We start from the raw sequence: 12,489 nt of genomic DNA, 5'->3' as shown, positions 1-12,489 counted from the left end.
TGACTATCCTCTTCGCTCAGTTTAAGAAGCTTTTGCGAAGGGGTATCAATCAGTGAATTTATTGTCATATAAAAGGACCATCAATTAGCAACGTAAAAGAACAGTAAAGTACTTATAAATTGAAGCTACTTTCAGTTACATTTGAAAATCCTTCTGAGCCACCTATTACCTCATTGTTACTAAAGTATGGTTATGTAGTATTTTAAATACTATCGAAACCTAGAAAATTTTGATTTTAGAGTATTCGGTTTAATTGCTATACAAAGAAGCCAGTTGTCTTACTATTTCCCTTTAGATTAATGTCCTCGCTATTAACTCACCTAAGCTAGTCATCAAACTATCCAAGCAAAACGATTCTTATCGAACCTAGTTATAGACTTTATGTATCGCATATACATAAATTGATTTAGGAAAACTATCTCATAAGGCCTAGTATGAATTCTCAACACTACCGTGAAATAAATTTTCGAGAGCTGTGATTACGCCACTGTTAACCATAAAATACTGTTATTTAACAATGCTTTAAAGGTTGTTTGTGACTTAAAAGATATATTAACATTTCAATATGTAAATATATGTTAAGGGCAAAGTCTGAGCACTTTTCCAAAGATTGGAAAATGATCATAAAAATAAAATGACAGGAAAACTTATGAAAAAAAATAAAAACTTTAAGTTAACGTTACTTGCTCAAGCGCTTTTAGCAATAGGAAGCGTAGGTGTTGCAAGCTCTACAATCGCAGCTGAATCCTCTGACAATTCTACAAATGCTTCTGTAGAGCGAATCGTAGTCACAGCCAAAAATCGAGTAGAACCGTTACAGGAAGTACCACTTGCTATCAACGTATTATCTGCAGATGATTTAAAAAATAATCAGATTAATGGTGTGCGTGATCTGCAAGATGCAGTTCCCAACCTTTATCTCTCTGCTAGCAATCGGAATGATCCTACTGCTGTTGGTATGCGTGGACTAACGCCGAATACCTCAGACGAACGTTATCAAGGGGTTTCCTTTTTCCTTGATGGTATTCCGCTTAGTGGTCAATTAGCCTCATTAGGGCTAAATGGTGTAGAGCGAGTTGAAGTCATCAAAGGCCCCCAAGCTGCAAGTTTTGGCCGCGCTACATACAGTGGTGCTATCAATTTTGTAACCAAAGAGCTTGGCAGTGACGAGGTGACTGGTAATTTTCGTGCCAAACTAGGGCAAGTCAGTGGTGGACCTGATACCAGTTATTTACTTGAAGGTTCTGTAGAGATGCCATTGATTGACAATAAGCTTTGGTTAAATATTGCTGGTAGTACTTTCCAAAATGGCGGTGTGGCAGAAGCCACAGACGATGGTACTTCTATTGGTCAAGAACGTAGTCAAGTTGCATCAGCCGAATTGTTTTATAAACCAACGGATACGCTTTCAGTAAAGTTCAGAGGGCTGTATTCACATGATAGAGATCACGGTCAGCTTGGAGTTATACAGCATCCAAGAGAATGGCTTGAAGCCGGTGCAGATTTAATCACGTTACCTCGTGCATCAGGTTCATTTTATCCTTCGGTATTACCTGACCCTGATGTAGATAAAATTGCTAATTTGGGGGCTGATAGTTTCCTTAGAGATCGCTATTTTGCGTCTTTGATTGTAAAAAAAGATATTGGTGATTACGAGTTAACCTATAGCGGTGGTTATTATTACAGTGAAGATGAACGAGATTTTGCTTTTGCTGCTCGCGCCTATTTACCCGGCCAAGACCCCGTATTTGGGGACCTTATTGGTACTGATGAAATCACTTTAGGTTTCTTTGCTGGCTTTACTTTTCCATCTCGAGAAATATTTGAGAACTACAGCCAACAGTTAGTCTTATTGTCGCCTGGTGATTCAGATTTTCGTTGGAGAGCAGGGCTCTATTATTTCTATGAATTTGATGAAACTCAATTCACTTCGTTAGCCACAGATGCAAACCCAGATGGTACGTCTCGTAAAGACAAAATGGAGAACTACGCTGTATTTGGTGGCTTTGATTATGATTTGACCGAACAACTTACCGTTAGCGTCGAAGGTCGAGTCTCAGATGAAACCGTGACTTATATGGATTGTGCTGATTGTTCTTCACCAATTGAAAAAGGTGATAGTAATTCGTCTACCGATTTCTCTCCTCGACTTACCTTAAGTTATAAAATGTCTGACGATAATTTGCTGTATGGACTGTATTCCGCTGGCGTAAAAAGCGCACGTTTGAGTCGCGTCGTGGCAAATGGTGAAGCGATAGTTGTTGCCGCAGAACCAGAAGAGTTGGATAACTTTGAGCTAGGTTCTAAAAACGAGTTTTACGACGGAAGATGGTTGCTTAATATGGCCGCTTTTTATCAACATGTTGAAAACCAGCAGTTGGTTAGTTCCATTAATCTCCCTTTAGGCGATCAACTGATTCCAGTGACGTACGTTAATAACGTTGGTGAGTCAGAGATCTATGGTTTCGAGGTGGAATCAAAAGTGGCTGTTACGGATTCTTTTACCTTAAGTAGTTCAATTGGTTACGCAGATCATGAATTTGTTAACGATGAACCTTTTATTATGTCATCTACCTCTGCTTGGGGTTTTGCTGGGGAAGTTGGTGACCCAGTATCATTGGACGGTAAAACCCAGACTGACGTGCCAAAATGGAACGGTAGTGTCGCTGGTGAATATTATGTAGATAACTTCTATAAAAATATGAATTTGGTCATTCGTTTGGATGCCAAATATCGCGGTAAATTCTATGCGGATCTGTCTAACCTAGTCACCGTTAAAAGTGCTTGGACATTTAATGGCCGCATCAGCTTGACTGGGGATGACCTTGAAGTAGCTCTTTATGGTAAAAATATCTTTAACCAAGATCGTGCCATCGGCACTGGTCTGGCGGGTGCCTCTTCAGGTTGTGCTTTCATGGAAACTGATACGGCAACTTACGGTAGTAACCAACAGTGTTTACAAGCAACAGCGCAAAGACCAGCTGAATTTGGTATTGAGGTGGCTTACAGGTTCTAAATTTATAGTTCCCGTTGGCTCTGACTACTGTTTTTTGTAGTCAGGGCCTTTTTTCGTAATTAACAAATGGGCGGCTGTTAGCCTACTTGTGGAGTCTGATAATTGAATAATAATAACTCAAATAAATTGGAGGCTATACGTGGCTAATCAAAATATAAACGATGCTCTGCCAACACTGGCACCAATTGATACAAAAGCAGAACGAACCGAATTTGCGACATTTTATTCTCTTGGTGGTCGCATTACCATAATGGCGCTGATTCTTACCGCTGCATTGTGCACCATGGACCGTATGGTACTTTCAATGGTTGTTGAGCCAATACGTGCAGATCTTGGATTAACAGAAACCCAAATAGGCGTTTTACAAGGCTTTTCCTTTTCATTGCTTTACGCATTTGCTGGAATTCCGCTGGGATTAATGGCCGATAGATTAAATCGTAATAAGCTGCTGGCAATGGCGGTAGTGACTTGGAGTGGTGGCACCATTGCTTGTGGTATGGCCAATAGTTTTGAGTCGCTATTTGTGTTTCGCATGCTCGTTGGCGCGGGTGAAGCTGCCTTGTGGCCAGTGGCAATTTCATTAATAGGTGATCTTGCTCCTCAGCGAAACCGTGGGTTTCTAATTGGAGGGATTATCCTCGGCCAGTTATTTGGTGCAAGTTTCTCGCTCATTTTAGGTGGACAGTTATTGCAAGCAGGAATGGATGGCGGATTAGCACATCTTCCTATAATTGGTGACATGGATGCTTGGCGTATGTTGTTTATGGTGTATGGCATAGCAGGATCTTTGGCTATTGTGATGTTACTTGCAGGCAAAGAACCTCCTAGAGAGCACATAAGTAAATCAACACATCCGTTGGCTGGTTTAGGCGAGTTTTATGAATTTTTCAAAATCAACTGGAAGTCCGTCGGCTCATTATATTTGCTAACAATGGTTGTTGCGGTCGTTCAGTACTCTGGTTTAGCTTGGAATGTACCTTTGTTTTTACGACGTTTCGAGTTAGGGCCTCAACAAGTTGGCTTGATTATGGGCGTCGTGATGTTTGCGGCTGGTGGTATTGGTTCTCTGGCTGGTGGTTACGTTTCTAAACTTACTGGAAAAAGTCCTGTTAAACGGCTTAATGTGATGATTTGTGCATACTGCTTGTGTGTGGGTTATGGCTTAATTGCATTTAATCCAAGCCTTTATATAAGTATCTTCCTTGTTTCTTTCCCAGGGGTTTTGTTAGCCATGGCCGGAGTTATGTCATTGGTTATTATGCAAGATATTGTACCTTCCCATATGCGCGGTGTAGCTACTTCAGTTAACACATTATTTGCGAGCCTTATTGGCGCTTCAATGGGCCCAATGTTGGTTGCGATGTTAACTCAATATGTTTTTGAAGAAGATAATATGGTGGGTGTGTCCCTTGGTTTAGTTGTCGGGCCGGCTATGCTAATTGCCGCTATTTTAGCGTTTGTTCTAAAAAAAGAAATCATCAAAAAGTATGCTGGGATGAAGGCGGAGTAAGCATCCCTTATGGGGATGTTTGTTTCACCTCTAGCGTCACAATTAATAAAGGTTAAATATGATAAAACGTATATTAAAATGGGTTAGTGGCACTCTTCTCGTGGTATTTTTGGTTTTTATCGGCGTGCTTGTAAGTATGCGTGCCGGTATGTGGAATCCGGCATTTGAGGATGTAAAACAAAAACATGCAATAGCACCTTCAAAGTTTGTCAAAGTAGGTGATACAACGTTACATGTGCGGGACGAAGGCGAAGGTCCGGTTATCATCATGTTGCATAGCTCAATGACAAATCTGCGCATTTATGATGATTGGGCTAATCGCTTAAAAACAGACTACCGGGTTATCCGCATCGACTGGCCTCCCTATGGGCTGACCACCGATCCTAAGCCATCTATTGGCATGCCAGGTGTTGTTGCGTTGCTTGAGAAGTTTGTTGAGCAAGAGGGGTTAGACAAATTTACATTAGTTGGCAGTTCCAGTGGCTCAACTATCTCAGTACTTTATGCTGCGTCGCATCCAGAGCAGGTTCGTGCGCTTGCATTATCAACGCTACCGTTGTCAGCACCTCCTACTTCTGAACCTCCATTTATAGTTACTATGGTGCAGTATTTCCACCAAAATTGGGTACCTAATTATTTACCGAGATTCTATTATGAATCCTCTTTGGGTTGGTTGTATGGCGTTTCTTCGCGACTTAAACCTGAAACAGTAACTTGGTATTATGAAACCAATAATACCCCAGGAAAATTTGCGCAGGTTAAGCAATATTATCAGGCTAATGTGAAAGCCGTTTGGTCTAAAGCTGACGGTGCGGGTAAAGAAGCGGCTCAGGTTACAGCGCCGATACTGCTTCAGTGGGGGGACATCGACCCTGTTTTGCCTATTGATTTGGTTCCTGGTGCTGTAGCTGAGTTTGAGAACACAGATGTTAAGGTGATTCACTACCCAGATGTTGGACATTATCCAATGCTGGAGTTACCCGATGAAACCGGCAAGGATTTGAAAGATTTTATCGATCAAATTCATGCACAAGAGCTACCCTAAGTAAGTGTTTACAACCTATTCTTCGCTTAGTCTACTGACAGACTTTGCGAAGAGTATTAATTAAGGTTTTCTCGCTCTGAGACAAGCGCGCTTCCTCTCGCCAAAATATTCCAGCAGGACGAGAGTAGCTAGACTGTCCGAAGTCTATCTGGATTAATTGACCTGATTTAATTTCGTCAGCGTATTCTCTGTGATTTCCTAGCGAAATAAAATCGCTGTTTAACAAACAACCTTTCATCAGTAATAAAGACGATGTTCGCAGACCAATCTCTGGTACAGGTAATTCATTATCGAGGAAAATCTTTTTCCAACCCTGAGTGACCATTGTATCGTCTGGCACGATCCATCGTGCATTGACGACATCTTTGAGTTTTGGTTTGCCTTTTTTCAATAACGGGTGGCCAGCGCGCATTAACATGCTAGCGCCTTCATCGGATAATTGTTCGAAAACTAAACCTGTAAGATCTATGGTTGGCGCCCTTGCACCGAAGGCCATGCGCACACTTCCTTCCTTTACCAATTCTACTAATTCATGGATGTTGTCTTCAACTACGGTAATTTGTAATTGTGGGGTCGTTACTGCTAATCGTGAAATAGCTAGAGGTAGTCGATGCATAATAAACATTGCTTCTGTACCTATTGTAATAGCTTCTTCCCGTCGACCACGAAGTGAATTGATGGTTTCTAGAGCTCGATCTCTTTCAGTCAAAATAATACGAGCATGAGGAAGGAGTTCTCTAGCTTGAGACGTTAAGGTGATACCTTGAGATCCTCGCTCAAAGAGCTTGATGTCTAAGGTATCTTCCAACTGTTGAATACTGCGACTCAATGAAGGTTGTGACACAGCGAGTATATCTGACGCCTTATTAAAACTGCCATGTTCAGCGACAGTTACAAAACGTTTTAATTGTCGGATATCCAAACTTTATTCTCCTAGATAAATATAATCTTAATGTATGTGACCATTGATTCTGCATACTAGATATTTTGTTATAGATTTATTGTATAGGCAATCGATAAATTCATTTAGATATTTTATAACTAAATGGTTATGGTGGACGCTCATTTTGATTATTTGATAGCCGATGATAGGAATTGATAATGGCAAAGAATTTATTTGTAGACTTAGCTATATTCGGTGACTCTTATTTATTGAACCGTCATTTCCCCTTATCAATTCAACAAAAAATCGTCCCCGGTAGGATGCATATCAATTTGCGCAGTAACCAACAGAATAAAGAGATGAAACAATGAAACCATATGTGATGGCGATGTGCCGTCCAGCGATTAAGCCCGTTTTTAATTCATCCAACAAAGTGCAACAAGAGATACTTGATGAGAATTTGACACTTTGCTGTGACCATATCTCTAGGGCCAGCGCAGAGCATAACGCCCGTCTAATTGTATTCCCTGAATTTACCTTTACAGGCTATGGTCCCTTGACCAATGCAGACTGGGTAGAGGCAGGAGTAACCTTTCCTGGGCCAGAAACCGATCGCTTTGCCGAAGCAGCTCAAAAAGCCAATGCTTACGTGGTCGTTCAAGCGGTCGAACGTCATGATGCGTTTCCGGGGCGTTACTTTCTTTCGGCTATCATCATTACTCCTGCTGGCGATATTGGTCTTAAATACCGCAAAAATTACACAATATCATTGCGCACTAGTCCTATAGATGTGTACGACCAATATATTGCTGAGTTTGGTGTCGATGCTTTCTTTCCGGTTTTAGATACTCCTCTTGGTGTTTTGGCCTTGTCCATTGGTGCTGAACCTCATTGGCCAGAGGCTATTCGTGAGTTGAGTCTTCGAGGTGCAGAAGTTGTGCTCAATCCTGTTGGCTCGCTATTTGGTGTGGATTATATGAAGCGACCCGGTGCTGAGCTGGTGCGAGGTACTAGGGCATTTGAGAACATGCTGTATTTTGGCATGACTAATATTGTCGGTGAACAAGCCGCTGATCCGCAAATATTTGATTTTAATGGCGCTAACATTGGCGAGGATGCGAATTACGGCATGACATTGGCTGAGGTCGATATTGAGGCGCTACGCTTGGCGCGCAAACAGCCTGGTGCCAATTTCTTAGCACAGATTCAGACCGCGCTTCATCGCGAGTTAAATGATTTTCCCCTTTGGCCTAAGAATACCTTTCCTAACGGGCCTACACCTGGTGCCGAAGAATTGCTAGCCGTTGAGAAAGCGTCTTGGCAACGTTGGTTGTCTTTATCGAAATAACAATGGGTATGAACCCTTAATCAAGACACTTAAACAATGCTTACTTGGTTAAATGTGGTGATCAATATTAAAAATAAATTCTGCGTACTTTAGTCAAACTAATACGCGCTTGTTTTTCCTTATGGAGGTTATGAAATGCCATGTGAAATTGTTGGCTTACACTTTTTTGCTGACTCGTCAGAATTACATCCAGTGGACAATGTTTTGGATACTGATTTTATTCGTGAATATGCCATCGCCCATGAAGAAGCAGGGTTTGATCGAGTATTGATTGGGCAAACTGCCACTTGGCCAGATGGAATTACTATCGCCAGTCATATTGCTGCGGTAACAACCAAACTGAAATTTATGATCGCACATCGTCCAGGATTCATTGCCCCGACTATGGCTGCTCGTATGTTCGCTACTTTAGATCAGTTATCAAATGGTCGTGTGGGTGTGCATATTATTACTGGCGCCAGTGATGTTGAAATGCAGTGCGATGGCGACTTCCATACTAAAGATGAACGCTATAAACGCAGTCGTGAATATGTTGATGTATTGCGTCAAATTTGGCAAAGCGATGCTCCTTCAAATTTTGCAGGAGACTGGTATCGCTTTAATGCTGGCTATTCAACCATCAAACCCAAGCAGGAATCTATTCCAATCTATTGGGGCGGCGGTTCGGAGCTCGCCGTTAAGTTGGGCGCAGAATGTGCGGATACATATGCAATCGGCCCTGGCACTGTTGAGCAGACAGCTAAGGTTATCGAAAATTTTAAAGCCGCAGCTGCAGAGCACGGACGTAACCCGGGTATTTCAATGTCGATGCGAGTCATTGTCGGAGAAACTGAAGAGGCCGCATGGCAAAAAGCACAAGGAGTATTGGACGCTGTAATTAAAATTCAGTCTACCGGCAAAAAAATCGGTCGTGATAAAGGGCCTGATGATTTGGGCGCTAAACATATGTTAGCGATTGCAGAGCAGGGAGATTGTCTTGATGAAAGACTTTGGACTGGTATTACCAAAGCAACTGAAGGGCGGTTGCATGCAATGGCCCTTGTTGGTACTGCCGAACAAGTATCTGATGCGCTCATGCTCTACTACCAAGTGGGAGTCGACCGTTTCCTCCTAAATGGTTTCGATACGATAAACGATGTTCGTCTATTTGGTCAGGAGCTTATCCCGCTGATCCGTGAAAAAGTGGCGATGCAAGATAGTAACTTAAGAATTATAACTAATATAAACGGTACTCAAGACTTTGTACCCAATTAATCGAGGAAAGATGAATGACTGAAAGTATATCAATTGTCGGAATTGGTGGTACTACTTCACCGAACTCTTCTACTGAGTGTGCGTTGCATATTGCATTGCAATCAGCTGTGTCTCAAGGCGCTTCAGTAACCCATTTTGACGGAAAGTTTCTTTCCGAATTACCGCACTATTCAATGGATGCACTAAACAATTCTGCTGAAGCTCGTGAGTTAGTCGCCAAGATACGTCAGGCAGATGGTATTATCATTGCCACTCCAAGTTATCATGGCTCAATTTCTGGATTAATAAAAAACGCCATTGATTATTTCGAAGAAACGTCTAAGGATTCCCGAGTTTATATGGATGGTCTTCCGGTTGGGATTATTGTGACAGCTTATGGTTGGCAAGCAATAGGATCGACACTTGGCTCAATGCGCTCAATTGTACATGCATTGCGCGGTTGGCCTACACCTTTTGGAGCTGGTATTCGAGTAACCCCAGGTATGTTTAAAGACGGTGCAGTTGATGATGCTAACGTAGACACTCAACTCACACTGGTTGGCAAGCAAGTGTTTGATTTTGCAAAACTACATTGCACTCCAACGTCAATTTAGTGATATCAAAACCGCACTCAGCGCGAAGCTAATTTAGTTTTGCGCTTGATAAGTTTATGCCCCACAAATGGCATTATTTAGTTTAATCATATTACACGCCTTGCAAGGCCGATAAACTCAAATTGTTTCTTCTTTGCTAATACTCATTATGACGCTTTTTTAAGCGTCAAACTCTTTTAATCCTTAATAAGCCGTACTGCAATTATCTCAGATTGCATATATTTCAACTTTCGAATTTATATTGACAATAATTATCAATGCGTGCAAATATAGATTTTTGCATAGCTATGCAAAAATGCTGATTAGCCAATTCTGGCTGATAAAAACAAGCTTAATTAAGGTCTGAATATGATTTATCAAATAGTACAAATGGACTTTAGGCGAGTGTTCATTAGCGGGCATTTTTGCGCAGCGCTAAAACGTTGTCATAACTATCTAATTGTTGGTTTGGTAAATGAGTGAAAATCATAAACAAGTGGCCGCGGCCAGCGATGTAGCCAAACTCGCAGGCGTATCCCAGTCCGCGGTATCCCGCACCTTTACTGAAGGAGCGAGTGTTTCGCTAAAAACCCGTAACAAAGTAATCGAAGCGGCGCAGCAATTAGGTTATCGACCTAATTTATTGGCTCGCAGTTTACTCAAGGGTAAGTCCAATATTGTTGGCGTGGTTTTAGGAAATCTGGAAAACCCGTTTTATTCTCAGATACTTGATGTGTTATCAACCAGTTTATCGGCGGGTGGTAAAAGGCTGTTGGTCTTTACCGTTGGAGCCAATGCTGAAGCTGATGCGCAGATAGATGAAATGCTTCAGTACCGAGTTGATGCCTTGATTCTTATGTCGACCACCTTGTCTTCCTCACTCGCTAAACAATGTCAAAGTGCCGGTATTCCCGTTGTCTTTTTAAACCGCACGGGACAATTTCCCGAATGCTGGGCAGTGACAGGTGATAACCAGCGTGGCTCACACTTAATTGGTAAGCACTTAATCGATTGTGGTTATCAGCGAATCGCCTTTATGGCTGGTTATGTTGATTCGTCTACCAGCTCAGAACGAGAGCAGGCATTTAGCCAATACATACAAGAACAAGGGCGGCCAGCTCCAATTCGCGAAGTAGGACATTTTAGCCGTCAAGGTGCATTAGCAGCGGCAAGACGACTATTAGCGCTACCACAGCCGCCAGATGCCATATTTTGTGCCAATGACCATATGGCTATGGCTTGCCTTGATGTCGCAAAATTTGAATTTGATTTAGAGCCTGGTAAAGACATCGGCATCGTCGGTTTTGATGACGTAAGCGCCGCTAGCTGGCCGAGCTTTGAATTAACCACTTTTAGTCAACCGGTGGCACTGATGGCACAAAAGGCCGCCGAGCTAATTATAAACCCTGCACTTGTGAGTCAACAGGCAGAACATTTTGTCGTACCAGGAGAGCTGCTTATTCGTAGCAGTACCGTTGGTAAAACGAAGTAAAACAACAAGCCCAATTAACAAACTAGGATAATAGAATGGCCGTTTGGTTAAAACGCGGAGCAACCGCAGAAGTAAAAGCTGATGCTGATCGTAAAGTCAGAGATATTGTAGAAAGTACCTTAGCCGATATCGATCAACGTGGTGATGCCGCAGTGCGAGATTTGTCGATAAAATTTGATGGTTGGGATCGTGAAGATTATCGACTCTCAGCTAAAGAGATCCAAGCATGTATTGATACCTTGTCGAAACAAGACTTAAAAGACATCGAGTTTGCTCAAGCACAAGTCAAAAATTTTGCCACCATTCAACGCCAATCGATGCAAGACGTAGAAGTGGAAACTATGCCCGGAGTTATTTTGGGCCACAAAAATGTGCCAGTTAACGCTGCTGGTTGTTATGTACCTGGCGGTAAATATCCGCTTTTGGCCTCTGCTCATATGTCAGTTATCACTGCAAAAGTGGCTGGGGTTAAACGAGTCATAACCTGTGCGCCACCGTTCAAAGGTAAACCTGCACCGGCGATAGTCGCAGCTCAGGCGTTGGCGGGAGCTGATGAAATATATGCTTTAGGCGGTATTCAAGCTGTGGGCGCGATGGCATTAGGTACGCAAACTATCGATCCTATCGATATTCTTGTTGGCCCTGGAAATGCTTTTGTGGCTGAAGCCAAACGCCAGTTATTTGGTCGCGTCGGTATCGATTTATTTGCCGGTCCTACGGAAACATTGATTATTGCAGACGAGTCGGTTGACGGTGAAATATGTGCTACCGATATCCTTGGTCAAGTTGAACACGGCCCTGATAGTCCAGGTGTTTTATTAACCAACTCTGAAAAACTTGCCCGTGAAACTATGGCTGAAATTGAACGCCTATTAGAGATATTGCCGACCGCAGATATCGCGCGCAAAGCGTGGGAAACCTACGGTGAAGTTATAGTCGCAGAAAGTTACGAAGAAATGGTACAAATTGCCGATGAACTTGCGTTTGAGCATGTTCAAGTGATGACCAGTGACCCGGACTATTTCTTGAATAACATGACAAACTTCGGTGCCTTGTTCCTTGGTCCACGCACCAATGTGTCCTTTGGAGATAAGGTGATTGGTACTAACCATACATTACCAACCAAAAAATCGGCTCGTTTCACTGGCGGATTGTGGGTCGGTAAATTCTTGAAAACCTGTACCTATCAAAAAGTCACCACTGACGAAGCATCCGCTTTGGTGGGTGAGTATTGTTCACGTTTATGTAACTTGGAAGGTTTTTCTGGTCATGGTGAACAAGCGAATATACGTGTTCGTCGTTATGGTCATAGAGATGTGCCATACGCAAGTGCCGTTGTTCCTTCTGATAAAACTCGCGCCTGAGGTGA

General features: G+C 42.4%; 10 protein-coding genes. 9 read left to right on the top strand and 1 reads right to left on the bottom strand.

Annotated elements, in window-relative coordinates:
• Positions 1-649 precede the first annotated feature (649 nt).
• The 3 genes from KO530_RS15045 (at position 650) to KO530_RS15035 (ending at position 5,571) form a co-directional block, all read left to right on the top strand.
• Positions 650-3,016 (top strand): TonB-dependent receptor, encoded by a 2,367-nt coding sequence (locus KO530_RS15045; RefSeq protein WP_216049271.1) that lies wholly within the window; start codon positions 650-652, stop codon positions 3,014-3,016.
• Between the two features lie 139 nt (positions 3,017-3,155).
• Complete coding sequence (locus KO530_RS15040) at positions 3,156-4,526, top strand: MFS transporter (protein WP_216049270.1); 1,371 nt, start codon at positions 3,156-3,158, stop codon at positions 4,524-4,526.
• Between the two features lie 58 nt (positions 4,527-4,584).
• Positions 4,585-5,571: an alpha/beta fold hydrolase gene (locus tag KO530_RS15035; protein WP_216049269.1), complete on the top strand. Its 987-nt coding sequence runs from the start codon at positions 4,585-4,587 to the stop codon at positions 5,569-5,571.
• Between the two features lie 31 nt (positions 5,572-5,602).
• Here KO530_RS15035 and KO530_RS15030 read toward each other — a convergent pair whose 3' ends face one another.
• On the bottom strand, positions 5,603-6,493 hold the full coding sequence (locus tag KO530_RS15030; RefSeq protein ID WP_216049268.1) for a LysR family transcriptional regulator: 891 nt from the start codon (positions 6,491-6,493) through the stop codon (positions 5,603-5,605).
• Between the two features lie 179 nt (positions 6,494-6,672).
• Here KO530_RS15030 and KO530_RS15025 point away from each other — a divergent pair, with 179 nt between their 5' ends.
• From KO530_RS15025 to hisD, 6 genes are all read left to right on the top strand, one after another.
• The gene (locus KO530_RS15025) at positions 6,673-6,825 is read left to right on the top strand and encodes a hypothetical protein (protein ID WP_216049267.1); all 153 of its coding nucleotides are present in this window, start codon (positions 6,673-6,675) and stop codon (positions 6,823-6,825) included.
• Positions 6,822-7,802: a nitrilase-related carbon-nitrogen hydrolase gene (locus KO530_RS15020; protein ID WP_216049266.1), complete on the top strand. Its 981-nt coding sequence runs from the start codon at positions 6,822-6,824 to the stop codon at positions 7,800-7,802. Before KO530_RS15025 ends, KO530_RS15020 begins: the two co-directional genes overlap by 4 nt.
• A 135-nt stretch (positions 7,803-7,937) precedes the next feature.
• Entirely contained in the window at positions 7,938-9,056 is a 1,119-nt protein-coding gene (locus KO530_RS15015; protein ID WP_216049265.1) for an LLM class flavin-dependent oxidoreductase, read from the top strand.
• Between the two features lie 14 nt (positions 9,057-9,070).
• Positions 9,071-9,649 (top strand): NADPH-dependent FMN reductase, encoded by a 579-nt coding sequence (locus tag KO530_RS15010; RefSeq protein WP_216049264.1) that lies wholly within the window; start codon positions 9,071-9,073, stop codon positions 9,647-9,649.
• Positions 9,650-10,103: 454 nt separating this feature from the next.
• Positions 10,104-11,120, top strand: a complete 1,017-nt coding sequence (locus KO530_RS15005; protein WP_216049263.1) for a LacI family DNA-binding transcriptional regulator — start codon at positions 10,104-10,106, stop codon at positions 11,118-11,120.
• Between the two features lie 35 nt (positions 11,121-11,155).
• A complete protein-coding gene (gene hisD / locus KO530_RS15000; RefSeq protein ID WP_216049262.1) occupies positions 11,156-12,484 on the top strand; it encodes a histidinol dehydrogenase in 1,329 nt (442 codons plus the stop codon).
• Positions 12,485-12,489 lie beyond the last annotated feature (5 nt).

The organism is Aliiglaciecola lipolytica, from assembly GCF_018860635.1.
Classification (GTDB): domain Bacteria; phylum Pseudomonadota; class Gammaproteobacteria; order Enterobacterales; family Alteromonadaceae; genus Aliiglaciecola; species Aliiglaciecola lipolytica_A.
This window is presented reverse-complemented; position numbering and strand designations above follow the sequence as displayed.